Source organism: Phocaeicola dorei (genome assembly GCF_013009555.1).
Lineage (GTDB): Bacteria > Bacteroidota > Bacteroidia > Bacteroidales > Bacteroidaceae > Phocaeicola > Phocaeicola dorei.
Window position 1 is genome coordinate 1914891 of record NZ_CP046176.1, and the last position, 19031, is coordinate 1933921.

General features: G+C 42.4%; 18 protein-coding genes. 1 reads left to right on the forward strand and 17 read right to left on the reverse strand.

The window, feature by feature from the left end:
- Positions 1 to 4: 4 nt before the first annotated feature.
- The 16 genes from GKD17_RS07890 to GKD17_RS07965 form a co-directional block, all read right to left on the reverse strand.
- Positions 5 to 1693, reverse strand: a complete 1689-nt coding sequence (locus GKD17_RS07890) for an ABC transporter ATP-binding protein (RefSeq protein WP_007838106.1) — start codon at positions 1691 to 1693, stop codon at positions 5 to 7.
- On the reverse strand, positions 1690 to 2649 hold the full coding sequence (locus GKD17_RS07895; protein ID WP_234219234.1) for a nucleotidyltransferase family protein: 960 nt from the start codon (positions 2647 to 2649) through the stop codon (positions 1690 to 1692). The genes GKD17_RS07890 and GKD17_RS07895 overlap by 4 nt, the downstream gene beginning before the upstream one ends.
- Before the next feature lie 132 nt (positions 2650 to 2781).
- Positions 2782 to 3051, reverse strand: coding sequence for a PqqD family protein (locus tag GKD17_RS07900; protein ID WP_007838108.1), 270 nt, complete (start codon positions 3049 to 3051; stop codon positions 2782 to 2784).
- Between the two features lie 236 nt (positions 3052 to 3287).
- Positions 3288 to 3569, reverse strand: coding sequence for a PqqD family protein (locus tag GKD17_RS07905; RefSeq protein WP_007838109.1), 282 nt, complete (start codon positions 3567 to 3569; stop codon positions 3288 to 3290).
- A complete protein-coding gene (locus tag GKD17_RS07910) occupies positions 3566 to 4006 on the reverse strand; it encodes a S24/S26 family peptidase (RefSeq protein ID WP_007845024.1) in 441 nt (146 codons plus the stop codon). Before GKD17_RS07910 ends, GKD17_RS07905 begins: the two co-directional genes overlap by 4 nt.
- A gap of 18 nt (positions 4007 to 4024) precedes the next feature.
- Positions 4025 to 4900 (reverse strand): hypothetical protein, encoded by an 876-nt coding sequence (locus GKD17_RS07915; protein ID WP_007852523.1) that lies wholly within the window; start codon positions 4898 to 4900, stop codon positions 4025 to 4027.
- A 12-nt stretch (positions 4901 to 4912) separates the two neighbouring features.
- Positions 4913 to 6019, reverse strand: a complete 1107-nt coding sequence (locus GKD17_RS07920; protein ID WP_007838112.1) for a radical SAM protein — start codon at positions 6017 to 6019, stop codon at positions 4913 to 4915.
- A 35-nt stretch (positions 6020 to 6054) separates the two neighbouring features.
- Complete coding sequence (locus tag GKD17_RS07925; RefSeq protein WP_032936523.1) at positions 6055 to 7158, reverse strand: radical SAM protein; 1104 nt, start codon at positions 7156 to 7158, stop codon at positions 6055 to 6057.
- Positions 7159 to 7613: 455 nt separating this feature from the next.
- Positions 7614 to 8009, reverse strand: a complete 396-nt coding sequence (locus GKD17_RS07930) for a hypothetical protein (RefSeq protein ID WP_007838114.1) — start codon at positions 8007 to 8009, stop codon at positions 7614 to 7616.
- A 340-nt stretch (positions 8010 to 8349) separates the two neighbouring features.
- Complete coding sequence (locus GKD17_RS07935) at positions 8350 to 8739, reverse strand: hypothetical protein (protein ID WP_007838115.1); 390 nt, start codon at positions 8737 to 8739, stop codon at positions 8350 to 8352.
- 300 nt (positions 8740 to 9039) lie between these two features.
- Entirely contained in the window at positions 9040 to 10185 is a 1146-nt protein-coding gene (locus tag GKD17_RS07940) for a DegT/DnrJ/EryC1/StrS family aminotransferase (RefSeq protein WP_007838116.1), read from the reverse strand.
- Positions 10186 to 10205: 20 nt separating this feature from the next.
- Positions 10206 to 11432: an OmpA family protein gene (locus GKD17_RS07945; protein WP_007838117.1), complete on the reverse strand. Its 1227-nt coding sequence runs from the start codon at positions 11430 to 11432 to the stop codon at positions 10206 to 10208.
- A gap of 28 nt (positions 11433 to 11460) precedes the next feature.
- The gene (locus GKD17_RS07950; protein WP_007845014.1) at positions 11461 to 12633 is read right to left on the reverse strand and encodes a hypothetical protein; all 1173 of its coding nucleotides are present in this window, start codon (positions 12631 to 12633) and stop codon (positions 11461 to 11463) included.
- 13 nt (positions 12634 to 12646) lie between these two features.
- A complete protein-coding gene (locus GKD17_RS07955; RefSeq protein ID WP_227191546.1) occupies positions 12647 to 14470 on the reverse strand; it encodes a polysaccharide biosynthesis protein in 1824 nt (607 codons plus the stop codon).
- A 141-nt stretch (positions 14471 to 14611) separates the two neighbouring features.
- Positions 14612 to 15157: a UpxY family transcription antiterminator gene (locus GKD17_RS07960; RefSeq protein ID WP_007843813.1), complete on the reverse strand. Its 546-nt coding sequence runs from the start codon at positions 15155 to 15157 to the stop codon at positions 14612 to 14614.
- Positions 15158 to 15641: 484 nt separating this feature from the next.
- Positions 15642 to 16838: a site-specific integrase gene (locus tag GKD17_RS07965; RefSeq protein WP_007838127.1), complete on the reverse strand. Its 1197-nt coding sequence runs from the start codon at positions 16836 to 16838 to the stop codon at positions 15642 to 15644.
- A gap of 484 nt (positions 16839 to 17322) precedes the next feature.
- On the opposite strand from GKD17_RS07965, the gene corA reads away from it, so the two are divergent.
- Complete coding sequence (gene corA / locus GKD17_RS07970; RefSeq protein ID WP_007838128.1) at positions 17323 to 18363, forward strand: magnesium/cobalt transporter CorA; 1041 nt, start codon at positions 17323 to 17325, stop codon at positions 18361 to 18363.
- 24 nt (positions 18364 to 18387) lie between these two features.
- Here corA and GKD17_RS07975 read toward each other — a convergent pair whose 3' ends face one another.
- Positions 18388 to 18858: an Lrp/AsnC family transcriptional regulator gene (locus GKD17_RS07975; RefSeq protein WP_008652383.1), complete on the reverse strand. Its 471-nt coding sequence runs from the start codon at positions 18856 to 18858 to the stop codon at positions 18388 to 18390.
- Positions 18859 to 19031 lie beyond the last annotated feature (173 nt).

The window sequence follows — 19031 nt, forward strand, 5'->3', positions numbered from 1 at the left end:
TTTTTTATTCCTTTATATGAATCACTTGGTCACATCGTTCCATCAGTCGTGAATCGTGTGTCACAAATATTAATGTGTTATTCTTTCCCCATTGCAACAAATTGTCCATGAGGTGTGTGGTGGTCTCGGTGTCAAGTGCCGATGATGCTTCATCAAACAGCCAGATCCGCCCGGGACGCAACAGTGCGCGGGCTATTGCAATCCGTTGGGCTTGTCCTTCAGACAAGCCATATCCATGTTCCCCTATCTTGGTATCTAGTCCTTCCGGCAGACTGAACACAAATTCAGCACAGGCCAGCCGGATGACTTTATGCAGAGCCTCTTCGTCTGCTCCCGGACTACCCAGCCATAAATTCTCCCGGATGGTACCGCTCAGCAACGTATTTCCTTGGGGCACATAGACGAAGTTGATGCGTAAATCGGGGGTCACACTGAGTGTCCGTCCGTCATCAGTTGTCAAATCGATGCGTCCCTTTTCCGGATAAACCAAAGCCAGTATCAGCCGGATAATGGTCGTTTTTCCTGTTCCGGTAGGTCCGGCTATGGCGGTGGAACTTCCCGGATGAAAGGCAGCTGTAAACCGGTCGAGTACCGGCTGTCCCTCTTCATAGCCAAAAGACACTTTCCGAAAGTTCAGTGTCAGTGGTTGGTCTATGTAGACCGGGTGTTCGTCCGGTTCTACATCTTCAAAGAGGGCCATTAACCGTTCCACGGAGGTCCATCCCCGTATCAGACTGGGAGGGATGGATATTAACCCTAAAAAAGGTCCCTGTACCTGTCCGACCAGTTGAAGAAAGGCTGTCATTGTTCCGAATGTTATCTCGTGGTTATGCAGTTGGAAAATACCCCAAAGGAATGCACATAAGTACCCTCCTCCAAATGTAAATCCCATGACCCCTTGCGTAAAAGTGGAAAATTTGATTTGTTCCATTCCCAATTTGAACAACTTCTCTTGTGTTTCATGTAATTTCTGTTTCCGGTAGTTGGTGGCTCCGAGCGAGCGGACTAGAATCCGTTTGGACAGATTTTCTTGCATGACGGTACCCATCTCGCTGTTCATCTTTTTTTGGGCACAGCTCAGTTCCCGGACCTTTCTGAAATAAATCTTTGACAATAAAACAAGAGGGGTGACTCCCAGTATGAACCAAGCTAAACGCGCGTCAAGAATCCACAAGTAGATAAAAGAGCTTGCCAATTGCAAGCCGGTAACCAGCAGGTTGGGTAGAATGCCCATTCCCATTCCCAACACTTCGGAAGCGTCACTGCTGATACGGGTCAGCAGGTCGCCTGTGTGCCATTTCCCTGCTCCTTTCCATGAACACATCATTAGGGCGTCGGACAGCGAATTTTGCATGCGGATACTGATGCGCATGTTGATCTTGCCAAAAATCCAGGGAGATACAAGTTTTATCCCCATACCCAGCAGGAAGGATAAGGCTACTATTGTGGCTACCAGGTAAATATTCCCTTCCTGTGCTCCGGTAGCTACATCGATGATCCATTTGGACATGGCCACATTGACCAATGACATGACCACTCCGAAAATACCCGAAAAGATAGAGAAGGTGATGAGCCAATGGTATCCTTCTGTTACCTGCATAACCCATTTGAAAGCTTTCCATCCTAACTGACATGTATTGCTCAGATTCTCCCGTGTGAGCTTCTGCAAAAACTTTTTCAGCAATTCTTTCATTTCTTTTTTATCATTTCCTTGAAACGTAAGAGGGCTAATCCGGCCAGCCACCAGAAAGTTTCGTCGAAAGCATAACCTAACGATAAGTGCATTTTGTGAAAGATCCGCTTCAACGTGTATCGTTTGTTCGCCCATTTCCCGGTGGGACGTTCACCGTAACGTTCGTCTCCATGTCCAAAATTGCCACTTTCCCAAATCTCTTGCATTAACTTGTCCGGACAGAGACTGGTACTGAATGGTAAAAGGTCGGCCGGCACGCCAAGATATTTTATCAATAGGGCATAAAGTAACCGGTTCCACCGGTGAATGTGCCATTTGCGACAGATACACTCTAATTCGTTTTTGTTTGTAACAGAATGTAATGCGTTAAAAGCCATGGCTATATCACACAATTGTCGTAGTCCGATCCCTTCATTGATAAGATGCTTCAATATGTGGGTGGAAAGTAATAGATGATTCGCTTCGTTCGGAAGTTTGCCTTGGCTGTTGGTAAAGACCCCCGCTTCCCATTGGCGGATTTCTTTTTGGAGGAAAGGGTTGTGCAACTCTATCAGCCTGCTGTGATGTTCAATCAGAACTCTGTTTATCAGACAGGAAGCCTCACCATTGGTTCCTCTTTTTACCGGTAATCCTAATTTTTCCATCCGTTGGTTGGCTTGTTCGGTTTGTGTCTTGTTTCCGAACCACAGGTCGATGTCTCCGGCTATGCGATGTTCCGGATGAGGGTAGAAGTCAGCTGTCCCTATCCCTTTTAGCAGCAGGAAAGGGATAGAAGGTGATTGTACATAAATCTGTTGGAGGGCTTTAATCGTTTCCCGGTGTTGCCGGTTCACCCGTTCCAAGGTGTCAACTTCCACCATCCAGCCAAGCAATACCTTCCGGGGAGGTACGGCTTCAGTCGGCAACAGGCGGATGCCATCGTAAATAATGCCTTGTACGGTTTGTTTTCTTGCCATGCTGTGAATTTCATTCCATTCCTTTTCATCTAGAGGAAAAAGGGCGGAACAGTCTTCCTGCCGGTCCCACAGTCCTTGCCTTAGCAAAAGCATGAAAGCCTTTTGTAATGGGGCTGAGATCATCTTTTTGTCTTATTCTATGGCTAACCCAGTTTCTAACCATTGTCGGCACAGCTCGTTGGCATCGTTTCGGGCTGTATCTTTATTTACTTCATATTCATTGCACAGCAGTGCTCCGGCTTCATCTACCGTGAATTCCTTGTTTTCCAATTGTTTCCATAACCAGGCGGCTGTTTCATTCAAGGAATAGACCTGTGCCATATCCATGGTTTCAGAAAACGGATTGACAATCATATATTCTCCACCTACTTGGCGAAGAATTAAATTAGAATTGAGTCTCATTGTCTTTATATTATTGCATTATCCTATTTATAGTTAAAATTACATCGACCTTCACAGGCAGATGTAATGGGGAATAAAATGTAAGTTCATTCTATTATCCGCTGATAACATAGGGTCTTGAACTTACCTGATCTAACATTTTTTACAGATCCGGCGCTTCTCGCGAAGAAAACGAATCTCTCTTCTAACATTTCTTATTGTATTGTTTGTCATATCTGAATTGAACAGATTACTGTTTACCAGTTTATACCTGTGGGACGGATCATGCCGGCTTGCAGCAGTTGCATGATAAATCCTGCGGCATCTTGCGATGCGGTGTCTTTATCCACTTCGTATTCCTCCAGAATCAACAGTACTAGATGGTTGAAGCTTTCTGCTTCTTCGATATGCTCCCAGATAAATTCTCCGGTTTCGGTCAGGGTGACCATTCCGTTGAACTCTCGGGCGGTCTGTCCGGAAGGAACCAGTACGATTTCTCCGGCTATGTTTCGTTTGATAAATTCTTTGGTTCTTTTCATCTTTTGAAAAAACGATATGTTTTAATGATGGTCCTGCGTAAAGGAATTATGTTCGGCCATATGTGGGCGAAGAATTTCCACTGGAAATCTTCTGGAACTATCCATTTCCCTTTTCGCTTCACCTTGATAATGATGGCGAAAATCTGTTCTCTTTGAATTGGACCTTCGATGACAGTCTGGGCGTCACCGATAAGATAATATTCTTCATTTTTAACATTATAAATACGGTGCATGACATATTCACCGTTGCTTCGCTGATAGAACACCATATCTCCTTTCCGAAGTTCACCGGAGGGGCTTTTCAGGTAGATGTGGTCTCTTGCGTGGATCAGGAATGGAGCCATGCTGCTGCCCGAGATGATCATGCTCACCTGCTTTCCTTCCTCAATGAGGGTACGCAGCATGGATATATATTCTTTCGTATCGACAGTCTTCATAATGGGGCGTATTTCACATTATCGGATAATTTCCAGTTTGGTCAGATACCTGTGCAGGGTGAAGGCTGCTTCCGGATTCATGTTGCATGCATAGGTGCTGATGCTTGTCTGTCTGGTCAAAACCTGCAGATCGTCGAGTGCTTTGCCGGTGAGCTTTGGATTCCACCAGTTGATTGTAACCTGCGAGCAGAGAGCTTTGAAATGCTTCATGGCTGTCTGGGGACGGATGGTGTTATCAGATGCCTGTTCGATGAATACAATGGCCTCCAACGGGCGGCGTTCATTGTGACAGATACCGCTGGAACCGCATACAGGCCATCCCGTTATCTCGTAGTCGCCGTTTGGAAGTGGACAGAGCAGGGCACGGTCGCCATTGAGTACCTGGGTGCCGGGAATATGCCGGCACCACAGGTTGGCATGCGTCGATTTGCCAATGCCGCTAGGACCACTGAATAAGATGGCTTGCCCACGATAATCCAGAAAAGTACAATGTAGTATGTAACATCCCTGGACAGATAAAGGACGTTCCAGGCACAGGCAGGAAATGAACAGGGTATCTGTTTGCAGTTCTCTTTTCAGACCTTCGATGAAATAGATGTTGGCATCTCTTTCGTTTCTTTCCTGATAGAGAGCATAGCAGGCATTCAGGTTTCCTACAGCCAGCAGGCGTGTTTCTTGTTCTTCCTTCCGGAAAACTACGATGTCGTTGCGTTGGAATGTGATCTGCCAGTCGTTGGACGGCAAAGGCAGACGGTTGACAAAATAGAATGTATAGTACCGGTCCGCTTCTTTGGTAGCGGGTTTATGGTCGAGAAACAAACGGCTGTTAACAGGAATCTCCTGTTCTGTCACTCCTGACAATTCAATCGTTAGCGGGCCGATATTCAGTCTCACAATCTTCAGTTTTTAATGTATTACGGGGGGATAATTCGTAATGATCCGTTCTTTGGCTTTCGCCATCTGGCAAAGATAGTCCATGCTTCCGGTGATTGTTTTTTCACAGTGTGCGGCGGCATAGCATACGTTGCATACGGGACGAAGGTGGCAACCCTCGCATTCGGTATGGGATACCAGTTCCTTGGCTTCTTCTAAAAGTTGTTGCCATGCAGTTGTCATCGGAATCTTTTTCAGGTCAACGGCCGGTTGATCCAGCATCACACAGGGGGTGAGGATGCCTTGCCAGTTGATCCAGCATGAACTCTTGGCAGCTCTGCACTCCAAAGAGCAGGCTCGTGTTCCTTCCACATGGGCAAGCGTATATTTCAAGTCGTGCATGTATCGTGCCATGTCATTCCCTTTTTTGTACTCCATATATTGCATCTCGATGCGGGCCGCCTCGTCGGCATCCAGTCTTTCAGTTAGAATGTTACGCAGACTTCCGCATTCGGGGCGTGAGAGAGGAAACATGTATGAGTTTACTTCTGCCGGAATGTCCAGATGCTGGGCCAGACGGATGATCTCGTCGTAATCTTTTTCATTCTTTCGTACGATACTTACGTTCAGTTTCACATCAATGTCTGCCTTTTTCAACCGTTTCAGGGCTTCCATGCACAGGGTGTATCCTTGCGGATTGTGGCACAAGCGTCCGTAAGTTTCTCTGCTGTCTCCATACAGGGTGACGTTTATCCGCCGCGGCTTGTGGGTCTGCAAGATGCGTACCATTTCGTTGTCGATGAGTGTGCCGTTCGTATTGAGAGTCAGGATGAATCCCATTTCGCGCAGCCGGGTGTACAGCTCCTTGAAGTGTGGATAGAGCATCGGTTCACCTCCGGTGAGAAGGATGAAGAGTGTACCCATGTCTTGAAGTTGTTCTGCCCAGTCGAGCCATTGTTGCAAAGGCGATAAACCTCCGTGCCGTTCCACCACGCTGCGTTCGGTGCGTATGAAGCACATGTCGCAGTTGAGCGTACAGGTGGGAGTCAGCTCGAAGTTGGTAGTGATCGGGACACGGCTCTGATTGGCTTTGTCCACCAATGCCCGTTCTAAAAGGTTGGCATCGTGAAGATGATCCATAACTTGGAATGTATATGTATTTATGAGAAAAGTCTTTATAGACTTCCTTTCATTTGTTTCTTTTTACTTTTTGCAATGCGGCAAAGGTAGCCGATGCCGCCGCATTGCCCTTTTTCATTGCGGGCATTGGCATAGCAGACATCACAGATAGAGCGTAAGGTACAACCTGCGCATTCTTTATGGAACGGAAGTTGTTCGCATTTGGTTACTATTTGTTTCCAGGCATCGCTTACGGTTGTGGAAAGTAGCGAAACGGCTGGTGTTTCCATATCGACGCACGGAGTCATGACGCCCTGCCAGTTGATCCATGCGGAACTTTTACCTGCCCGGCAGGCAAGTCCGATGCCTTCAGCAGGTACGGGAGATTCTCCACGTTCCAATTGCTGGAGGACATGAGTGGCGTATGATGTGTATTCCTTGCCATATTTATGTTCCAGTGCCTCAACCTCGGCATGTGCCACTTCATCCGGTACGGGGCGGCACGTATCAAGGGGTAGCGTGGTGGCGCATCCCGGCCGTGAATAGACTGAAATGTAACTGTTGGTCAGCATAGGTAAGTCCCATTCGTCAGCTAGTTCCAGCATTTGCCGGTGTTCTTTTATATTTTGTCGTGTCAAGGTGAGGTTCAGTTTGGTATCTATGCCATATTCTTTTAATCGTTTCAGTCCTTCCAGGCAACGGTCGAAACCGTTTGTCGCGTGGCACAGATTGAGATAAGTTCCGTTGGTCACACCATATAACGAGACATTCACCCTCCGGGGTTTCAAACGTTGAAACAGACGTACTGTTTCGTCATCTATCAAAGTCGCGTTTGTATTGATGGTGAGGATGAATCCTTTTTCTTTCAGCCGGATATATAATTCTTTGAAATCAGGATAGAGTAGGGGCTCGCCTCCTGTCAGTAAGATGAAGAGGGTTCCTATTTCCTGTAGCTGGTCGGCAATGTGCAGCCATTCCTCTATGCTCCGTAATCCTCCTCTTTTCTCGGCTTGTGACTTCTCCATGCGGATATAGCACATATCACAACGGAAATTGCACGTCGGTGTCAATTCAATAGTGGCATTGATCGGAGTACGGTTTGCCGTCGCTTTGTTCACCAATGCCCGTTCCACAGGGTTTATGTCTTGCAGGGATTCCACTAGGATAATGATTTTTTTTCAAAGAAAAGTTTTTGAGTCTAGTGTATTGGATTTCATTTACTTCCGTGGTCGTATATGTTACCGAAATTTGTCTCGATGGAAAATATATAGATTATCTTCCCTTTTTGAAGCCCAACAAAAGTTAATACTTAATTTAGAGCATATCCTTTTTATAAGGCACCAGAATTGGCATCTCACAAAAAGATATTATCAAATTCGATTGATTTTTAACTATTGGCATACAACCAAGTCTATATTTTACGATGATAGACCCAAAGATAGGGAAAGTAGAATCTTTCAAGGTCTTCATTGCTTTGCATAATTCGTAAATTTTGATTCGCAGCGAAGATAGATATTTTAGAACCCTAATTTGAGAGGTTTACAGTATAGACTTTACTTTTAAGGTCCAAGTCTATACTGTTATTTGATGCGAATTTCATAAATAGGGGAATGTCTTAAGAGTGGTTAGGACGACCTGGTATTTCTTCAACAGCAGATTTGATTTCACCCCAACCTTGATGATTGTATTCTCCAGTGTTATTTACTGTATCATAGCTAGTCCACTTGATGCTTCTAATCTTGTCACCTACTTTTGCGTCACTTAAATCGAATCCATTCCAATCAATATTGAGAATAGGTATACCCCATTTTTCTATAGTCCCTTCGTGCCCTGTAGCATGGATACCATTAATATCTACATAGGTTGTAGCGCATGGTTTTCCATGATTGTTTGTATTGTTTTCTCCATAATGACAATGAAATAGTGCTTTAAAGTTATAGCATGCAGCTACATATTCGTTCGGAATGAACTCTTCGCTAATAAGCATCGGTTTTTGATAATCTTTCTTCATACTATTTTTTTCTTTTTTGATTCCTGTTTCGGAGGAAAGGAAATCAGAAAAGGTTTGAAGCGAAATAGTGATTGGGTCCCGGAGAAACTCCGGTGTGAAAGAATTTTGAAATAATTGATATATTGCGATTTACCATCTACAATATGATCCTTTCATTTTCCTTTTCATTACACTAATTCTTTGCAGCTCAAACGATATTCTGACTTAGTTCCTCCAGTAGTCTGATCATATATTATTTAATCTCTATTTCTATTAATGAGAATCAATAAATTTATCTAAGCGTTAGGAATCAAGATTGAAATAAATGAATAAGATTGCGATTTACTGTTTTATTTACCGATTAGGATTTAGCAGTTTCCCAAGAATTTATGTCAAGGTTCTTGGTGGCGTGACCCTCCCAGCCCTTTTGTCCTCTCCAAACAATGACTAATTCACTTTTCTCAAATTTCTGATTATGGTTGTAATCAACATATCCCCAATAAAAACCAGATTGGGCTTCGGCTTCATGAAATGCACTACATGGATGATAGTTTCCTAGCCAAATACCTCGATTTCCTGTAGTGGGTTGTGAACCAGAAGCAGGCTTATCTCTAAAATAATACAACGTTCCTCTTGGTGCATCACAAGTAAACTTATAAACAGTTCCACTATCTCCACAAGCAGCCACATGCGTTTGCGGCACGAAAGCCTCGCTTTTCAGCTCCGGCTTTGTATAAACTTTCTTTGTCATCTTTTTTTTCTTATTTTGCCAGACTTCTTATTCTGTAAGAGGGCAAAAGTTTGAAAAGAGAAAAACATGACCGAGTTCTGCAAGAACTCAATCAATAAGAATCAAGAATAAAAAGGATGAAACGACTGTGATTTACAGTCTTTACCGATTTACGGAGATAAATATCCGGATGTGACATGTCGCTTTCGGCTTGTTCACGTTACATCTCCAAATTCCTAACATCTTACAATTTTCTCTTTACTATGAAACTTTCATATAGCCAAGTTCTTGCAGAACTCTGTCTGTTATTAAATAAATTATCTATCTCATACTCCGTATCGCATCCGCTACACGCATCACATCCTCGCACGTCATCATTGATCCCGAAGGCAGACAGAGTCCACAGTTGAACAGGGCTTCCGATACTCCGTTGACGTAGGTGGGGGAGGATGAGAATACGGGTTGCAGGTGTAACGGTTTCCAAAGCGGACGGGTCTCGATGTCGGCTTTTGCCAAGTGCTGCATCAGCTGCAAGGCGCTGAAACTGGTTTCGTTACTGTCCACTTTAATTGTAGTCAGCCAATAATTGGGTAGAAATATGGTAGATTTCTTGGGTTCTACCACAGTGATACCCGGAAGTCCTGCCAGCAGCTCGGTGTATAGCCGATGGATGGCACGGCGGTGTGCGATATGGTTGTCCACTACACGCATCTGCCCGCGTCCGATACCAGCCGACACATTGCTGAGCCGGTAATTGTATCCGATCTGTTCGTGCTGGTACCAGGGGAACGGTTCACGTGCCTGGGTAGCATAGAACTTCACTCTCTGGGCTTCCTCTTCCGTATGGCATAATAAGGCGCCGCCACCGCTGGTGGTGATCATCTTGTTGCCGTTAAAAGAGAAAATCCCATATTGACCGAAGGTCCCGCAATAGCGTCCGTTGTAAACGGCCCCCATTGCTTCGGCAGCGTCTTCCACCACGGGGATGCCGTAGCGGGAGGCAATGTCACAGATTTCGTTCATGCGGGCAGGCGTGCCGTAAAGGTGTACTGGAAGAATGGCTTTGGGCTTGAGGCCGGTCTGTTTCATACGGTCGCAGATGGCCTGTTCAAGCAGTATAGGATCCATATTCCAAGTATCAGGCTCACTGTCCACGAAAATGGGGGTAGCACCCTGATAACAAATGGGGTTGGCTGACGCAGCAAAGGTGAAACTTTGGCAGATCACTTCGTCTCCTTTGCTTACGCCCAGCATGATCAATGCCAAGTGGATGGCTGCCGTACCTGATGATAATGCCACGGCGTGTACCTCCTGGTCGCAATGCGTTGAAAGCCACTGTGACAAGTCATGCTCGAAGCCATCTACATTCGGCCCTAAGGGAACTACCCAATTGGTTTCGAAAGCCTCACGGACGAACTCTTGTTCGGATCCGCCCATGTGTGCCAATGACAACCAAATCTTACTCATTTTCAGTTATGAACAAAAAATTATTTGTTGCGTGCTTCGGTGATGAACACTACAACACGGTTCCACTCGTTCTTCAGCTGGTATGGTTGCAGGCTATCACCTTTGTAATCCACCCGGATGCGGCTTGGATCCACACCGAACTCTTTCACCATCATGTTGCAGACAGCTTCGGCACGGCGCTGGCTCAATTTCAAATTGTAGGCCGGATTACCAGTCTGTACGTCGGCATAACCTGTTATGATCAGGTTGACTTCCGGATGGTCTTCCAAATACTTGGCAGCTTCTGCCACATTCTTTTTCTGGATATCGGTAATATTGTACTTGTCGATAATGAATGATACGGTCATACCCAACATTTCGTTCTTCACTACCTCTTTCTTCACTTCTGTGACGACTGGTGCCGGTACCGGCTTGTTACGCTCTTCATTGATCTTGCGGTTCAATTCGTCAACCCATGCCTGGTCGTTCACCTCTGTGTAGCGGAAGCGGCGATCGCCGTACTGGTCCTTGAAATGATAGGTGAGACCTAACATGACGTTGGCGTATGAATCCCATTTGCGGTCGTAACGCGTACCGTTGAAAGCATCGTCCGTTGCGTTGAAGGTCGCTTCCAGATTGATGTCAAGCGCATTGCTCAACATATAATTGAACTGGAGGCCTGCGCGTAGAGAGAAAAACGTTTTGTTGTCAGTGCTGATTTGGTAGGGGGCAAACTCCTCACTGGGGGATTTGTCCCACTCTTTGACTTTATCATCGAATCCGAAACTGGAGTTGAATCCCATACCCAAGATACCTACTACATTGAAACGGATATCTTCGTCATATTGGGCGAAAATATTGTGCAGGTTGAACAATCCGTCCAAATAACCGTTGAACATATTGAAACCGTAGTTCCCTTTGCCATACACCTCGGGAAAGGCTTCAATCACTTCGCTGTTGGCGCGTGACATTTGTTTCAAATAAGCGAGTTGCACACGTGCTCCGATGGCGGGTGAGAAGTATTTACCGACCGAGAGGGCTATGCTTGGTCTGGTCATGGCGCCGAAAGATCCGAAGCGGCTGTTCTCGGACAGCGAATGATTGGCGCCGGCCTGAATTCCGATGAACCAGTTGTCACCGGCCTTGTAATGCTTTAGCGCCCGTACAGTGTCGGTCTTTAATTTCCAAGTTGCATCGTCTTCTATTGTTTGTGCCCATAAAGATACAGAACAAAAGAAGACCACAAATAATATAGCTATTTTTTTCATGCCAAATTATACTTTTAAAATGGGTCGTTTATTCATTGATGTACACTATGACGCAGCTCTTTTGTGGATCGAGCGATGCAATGACAGCAGGGTTTTTCTCTATAAAAATACGTCCGGCCGGAATGTCGTATGTGTTGGCTAGCACATTGCGGATGGATTGTGCCCGTGCCATGAACAATTCGGTGTCTCTTACTTCTTTGGTTGAAGTGATATAGAGGTCGCCATCGGCTAGCTTCTTTATATTTTCTGCTGCTGTGTAAACGTTTACTTCCTGTAGTTTGTTGATTGCGGCGGAAGCATTGTCAAACGAGATAAACGAACGGATATGATTGCTTTCCACCACTTCTGTCTCAATCTTTGTGACAGGAGGAGCTGCCGCTTTGTTGGCTTCACGCAGGCGGTTGATTTCGGCGTTTGCTTCGTCATATTTCGACATGTCGCGGCGGGCGTAGGTGAATTGCCGTGAGCCGTTATGATTTTTGAAACGGTAGCTGACACCTGCCAATATGTTGACATGGCCATCCCAGCGGTCGTTTGAACCTTCGCCTTCCCAACCGTCGAATGAGTCGTCAAGCAAACTGTTCGTGATTTCAAGATTAAAGTCCCACGCTTTACCGAGGCGGAATTTCGCCATCAGACCCAGGCGGATGGACAGCAGGTCTTGCGATTCGGTATTGTATATTCCGTCGTTCCAGGTACGCTTGCTGAAGTTGGCGGTGTGTTCGTAACCGGCTCCCAAGATACCGATCAGGTTGAAGGTCCGGTCTTCTTCATACCCGCAAAAGAGGTTGGTGAAGTTGAACAATCCGTCTAGGCCTACCCCCATGGCGTCCCAATAGTAGGGCTTGTCGTTGCTTGCTCGTCCGGCATTGCTTCCATAGAAACCTTGGAGGCGGATACCTCCGGCAGGAGCGATCCACTTGCCTATGGACAACGCACCGGCGGGACGGAACTGGTCGAAGAATCCAGAACTGGAAGTATGGGTCCCCCAGGAATAAAAGGCGCCGGCCTGCAATCCGACAAACCAGTTGTCTCTGAATTTAGACTTGTTTAAGAGCCGTTTGTCCCCGCTTGCAGGGTCTGTCCAATAAGAGATCTCCTTTGTATCCTGTTTGACAGGAACATCTTGAGCCGCTTCTTGTGCAAATCCCGTAGCCAAGGTTAGAAATGGCATCATAAACGCAATGAAATGTTTTTTCATTTTGCGATTCATTTTAGTTAAACATTATATTGGATTTCATTTTTTTGGATATATATGTTTTTTCATCCAGCGCCTCATATACGGAGTTCATACTTTTGAACTCCGGTACAATTTGCTTCAACTGATATACGGTCTCTTTTTTATTGTCCGTCTGGGCAACCTCAACCAATTGTTGCAGGGCGGGCTTTATTTTATCGTAATCTTGTTTTAAACTGATACCTTTGAATATTTTCGGATTAAGGGTAGGAGTAGAGTTCTCTTCATTATAGAGTAATTCCTCATATAGTTTCTCGCCTGGTCGCAGACCGGTATAGACGATTTCAATGTCTTTGTCCGGTTGTAAACCTGCCAGTTTTATCATCCGGCATGCCATGTCGGTTATTTTTACGGGTTTACCCATGTCGAAAATAAAGATATCGTTTCCTTGTCCCATAAAAGCGGCCTCTAGAACCAGTCGGCAAGCTTCGGGAATAGTCATGAAATAACGGATGATGTCCGGATGCGTGACTGTTACAGGCCCCCCTTCCATAATCTGTTGGCGGAAAAGGGGGATTACACTGCCGTTGCTGCCCAGCACATTGCCGAAACGGGTGGTTATAAAAGAGGTTTTACCAATTATATTTCCTTCTTGGATAGCACTCCCGAGGCTTTGTACGTACATCTCTGCCAGTCGTTTGGTAGCACCCATCACACTGCTGGGATTTACAGCTTTGTCTGTGGAGATCATGATGAATTTCTTTACGCCATATTTCAATGCCGTATCTGCCATGATGCTTGTACCCAGGACATTGGTACGTACCGCCTCGCATGGATATTTTTCCATCATGGGTACATGTTTGTATGCGGCTGCATGAAAGATGATGTCGGGGTGGTAGAGTCTTGTCTGCGACTCCACACGGTCACGGTTGCGTACATCACCTATGATAGGCAGGATGGAGCGGTCTGGAAATCTTTTCTTCAACTCCATATCTACTTCGTAAGTGGCGGTTTCCGAAAAATCAAACAAGATGAGCTGCTTCAGGTTGAAACAACATAATTGTCGGCACAATTCGCTCCCGATACTTCCTGCCGCTCCGGTCACCATGATAACACTTCCGGACAATTCATTGCGGATATTATCCAAGTCGATGTTTATTTCTTCCCGGCTTAAAAGATCTTCTATCTGTATATTGCGTAATTGTATTTTACTCCATTGTGTTTGTTCTGTCAAAAATGGTGCAATGCGCAGGCAGATGTGGTTCTCCAGACCGTATTGCACTATTTCTTCATCGTTACGGAGATCTGTGTGGCTTAGAAATAATATACAATTGACTTTTAAGGTGCTGAATAATTTTCGCAGACTATTTTCTTCGTCAATTAAATATATCTGATATCCCACAAGCCGGTATTTCTTGTTTTCGGGTTTTCGGGTGATAAATCCGAAAACATTATAAGGATTGTTTTCACTTCGTAGATAATTAGCCAGACTGATTCCCCTTTCGGAGATACCATATATTAAAGTTGCTTGTCTAGGTTTTTTTAAAAGCTGTAATAAATGATAGTAGAAATTGACGGTTAATATCCGTGTACACATGAGCAGGAAAACGGAACTGATAAAATCTGTTATAATGATGGAATAAATGAACAATCCGATGTAATCCAGTGTTATATATGCAAACAAAACAAATGTGAGAGCTTTCAGCAGCATGGCATAAATGATACGTGTCAGTTCTACTAAGGTGGAATAACGTATAATTCCCTCGTAGGTCTTACAAATTCCAGTCCATACGATACTGGAAATGACCGCTATCAGCAGAATATAACGCTGCTGGTTGAAATGGATGCTGATATTAATCAAATAGTGGAAAAATAAAAAGATAGAAAATGAGGATATGACAGATAAAAAAACATCGATACACCATATTATATAGGGATGTATATAATCTGTCTGCAAAAATTTATTGCGTATTTTATTCTTTAATAGGGAAAGCATAGGTCGTTAAGGTATTTTTTTCAAGAAGGCTTGCGGAATATAAGAGGTGGCTACAGCACATACACCATGGACTGTTATAATAAGCCGGTGGTTCTTTTTAATGCGGCAGATATACCCTTCTGCACCTTTGAATGTTCCGTCAATGACTTTTACGTGGTCTCCTTGATAAAATTTAGGATTATCTGTGTCAAAATATTCTAGACCTTTTTCGCCTGACGAGGTAACGAGCATGAAGATGTTCATCTCTCTCTCGGGAATGGCTAAAGGAATTTTTTTAAAATCTATTTGCCGAGTATAGAGAATTACTTTATCGGTCAAGATCTTCTGTATCTCTTTTGCTATGTAAGTTTCCGAATGGAAGAAAAGCAATGAATTGATAACTGGTTTTCGTACGTTTTTTTTTGTTCCATCTTGTTTTAAAACCTTTACGGTTTCGCAGGGAATATAACATTTTATCTTTTTCTTCAAAAGAAGTTCTTCAATGGCAAAAACCTTATTATAGAATACTTTTAATGCAAACCAGTGTTTTTTCGAATTATTGTTTGATGTCATTTTTATCTTTAATACTTTAAAAATGGAAGGACATTCCTTCCATTCCTGCATGTTATATAACACACAGTAATCAGAGTTAAACTAACTTTTTTCTATAATTTGAAAACTTTAGCACGCAGCATTTTTCCTGATCCAAGAAAAATAAACTGTAACTCCAAATTCATACTGTCTCTAAGTAAGAGATGGTATAATATTATAATGTGAATATAATCAGCATGATAGGATATACCTACCAAGCTGATTTTTCAAACTTTTGTAACTTGTCTTTAGCCCTTCGTTTTTTATTTTTAACAACTTATTTTTTATTTTTATTTTGTAATGTTATTGTATTTAACAATTTTTCTATCATAGTATCGTAAAGTATTAAATATTAGACACAAGCATAATTATTATATATAGATAGAGAAAAAAAATGTTATCTATTTTGTTAATCAATAAAAAACAAGTATCTTTGCATCGAATTTATACCGTCTCTTACTTAGAACTACTGTTTTATCGAATCGATAATAGCTTTATTTACTTCATCTATAATTGAATTGTCTATCTTTGTCAAATAAATCAGTGTGGTTTTTTCCGAACTATGTCCCATGCCTGCACTGATGATTGACAAAGGTACATTTTTATTGCGTGCGGTTGTAGCCCAGGTATGTCTTGGAGTATAAGAGGATAAATTAATATTCGGTTCTAAAAGTTTGGAAAGACGTTTCAGTTGGCGATTATAGTAATTGAGCGCTATTTCATATTGTGAGTAGGCTTTATTCTCATCTTCTGTATTTAATATCGGGAACAAATATGGTGAGTCTTTTTTTTCATACTGGTTGATTATATTTTGTAGTCTGGTTTCAATCCTTATAGTTAATTCTTGACCAGTTTTATGTCTGACGTAGGTAATATATCCATTCTGTATATTTGATTTTTTTAAGTAGACGATATCGACAAAAGCCATTCCACGAGCATAAAAACTGAAAATGAACAAATCTCGTGCAAATTGCAGAGCCTTGGACTTTTTTAGGTCTATGGAGAGAAGCTGAGAGATCACCGTTTCTGTAACAGCACGTTTTCGGGTTCTATCCACTCCTGTATAGACGTTTTTGAATGGAAAAGTTTGTTCTATGATTTTTTGGGTTACAGCTTTGTTATATACAGAACGGAATATGCGCATGTAGAATGAAATGGTGTTTCGTACAACACCCCGTTGAATTAAAAAGGTGTTGTAACTTTCCACAAATTGTTCAGTTACAATATTGAACGTTGAATCTGTATTTTTCATAAATGCCTTCAGGCTTTTTAAGGTTTTGCTGTAATTACGAGCGGTTCCTCGTCGATTGTCATTTTTCAGCTTTTGAATTTGTTGGGTGAAAAAATCAGTAATACTGTAATCGGCGGTTGTTTGATAGAATTTTTCAATTATTTCATTAACTGTATAGTTTGCACATTCAGCATCTATTTTGTAGATGATTTTTTTTAGCCGGTCTAAATCCCTGTCTATTTTACACTGAAGTAAGTATGAGGTTGAGTCTGTGAAAATGATTTGTGCTTTATTGCTATCCCAATCTTGTGGATGAAGATGTATCTTCGTAGTGATTTGTTTAACCTGACGAAGATGTGTCAGTTGATAATAGATAGTTCCGGCCTTACCTGGAACAGTTGACGGACGTAATTTTACTTTTACAGTTGCCATAATTCTTAACAATTTTATTTATGCAATTCATTTAATTAAATAATAATAGTTGAATATACTATTTTGCCCTATTTCCTGTTGCTAAGATTGATAATCATCTCTCTTGCTTCAGTAGATCATGTCTTTCTAGGAGTCGGACTGGTATAATCTGAGAAATAGGGTATACTTGCCTTCTTTTTATTTAATTTTTACCGTATTGTAATTTGTCTTGAAGAAGGACTTGAAATATTGAACCATTTCGATCCTTGTATGTTCATCTGATGCAGTATAATTAGGAATAAGTCATATTACGCAAAAGGATATGGTATAGTCTGCAAGCGTAAACGGTATAACTCCTGGAAATTACGGTATTAGTTTTCCAAATCTATGCTGTTAGTTTGAAAAAACGTTGAGGACTGTCGGGGAAAATTTTTTCTTTTTTGGGTTAGGAGCACGGTTGAATTTTTAAAAAAGAATTATATTTGTACTACTCATTACCGAAACTATGGCAAAGAATAATTTACTAAGTGAGCAACTTGCTTATATTGGTGTCAGTTGTACTCCTACGCATCTGCATTTGTGCAGTTATAATGCTGAAAGTATTTGTATGCAGGATGGGAAAGATATAGATAGTTTAATCCCTTATTTGAATAAGAATGCTATAAACTGGATACAAATTCATGGTTTTCAGAATACGGAGGTCATACAGCATGTCTGTCAGAATTTTAATGTCGACTTTTTGACGATACAAGATATTTTGAACTCCAACCATCAGACTAAGATAGAACAGCATGATACATATAATGTAGTGATTTTGAAGTTACTTTTTTCTAATGATGATGGCTATGTGCCACAACAAATAGCCATTGTGCAAGGTGGAAATTATCTGTTGACCTTTATGGAGAAGGAAACAGACTTTCTGAATGATATAAATACGGCATTGGAAAAGAATGTGTTGAAAATACGTAACCGGCAGTCTGATTTCCTGCTCAGTGTTATTCTAAACAGTGTGATGGCCAGCTTTATATCCATCATTTCGGAATTGGAAGATGGATTAGAGGATTTAGAAGAGCAATTGCTTTCACCGGAACAGACTGATATGCCTGGTATTGAAAATATACAGCAATACCGCCGTAATTTTCGTGTAATAAAGAAATGTATTTTACCATTAAAGGAGGAAATCAGCAAGTTGTTGCATACTACTGATAATGATCTGTTGCACAAAGCAAGCCGTCCTTTCTTTAATGATGTCAATGATCATTTGCAGTTTGTATTGCAAACTTTAGATGGTTGCCGTGACATGATTTCAGCTTTGGTAGATATTTACCTTTCCAATAATGACTGGCGGATGAACAGCATCATGAAACAGTTGACTGTTGTTTCTACTATATTTATTCCGTTGACTTTTCTAGCAGGAATCTGGGGAATGAACTTCCAATGGATGCCTGAACTGGGGTGGCGGTATGGCTATGTATTTGCATGGACATTGATGTTAATACTAGTAGCAGTTATCTACTTCTATTTTAAGCGTAAAAAATGGTATTGATGGGAGAGGATGGATGGGATTTACTTAAATGTGAATCCCATATTCATGTTTTACTTCATTCATTACAAAGGTGCTTTCCAGTGAGCCCAAACTGTCAATCGTACCCAAGACATTGAGGATAAATTCCTGATAATACTTCATATTAGGGGAGTGTATTTTAAGCAAATAGTCATAACTGCCTGATATGTTGTAGCACTCTGTTACTTCAGGGATATCCTGAATTATTCGTGTAAATTCCGCAGCAATGTCCCGATTCAGTCTTCTTAGTTTGACACTGCAAAATACCACGAAGCCTTGGTTTAGTTTCTCAGCGTCCAATACGGCGATATATTTTTTTATATATCCTCCATTTTCCAATCGTTTGAGGCGTTCGAACACCGGAGTGGAGGAAAGGCTTACCCGTGCAGCCAGTTCTTTGGTGGTCAGTCGGGCATTTTCTTGCAAGGTACGTAGTATCTGCAAATCTACTTTGTCAAGTTTCTCTAAAGTACTCATAGAATAATATTCTTTCAAGAGGTTGATATTATTTTCATATCTGTCAATACAAATATATTGCATTTATCTTAGATTCCGGAGAATTTTTCGGGAAATGTAGTACAGAGTTATATTCTTTTTTTGCCAGAGAATGCAAGAAAAAGGCAGAATGATTTTATCTCTCAAAAATACTT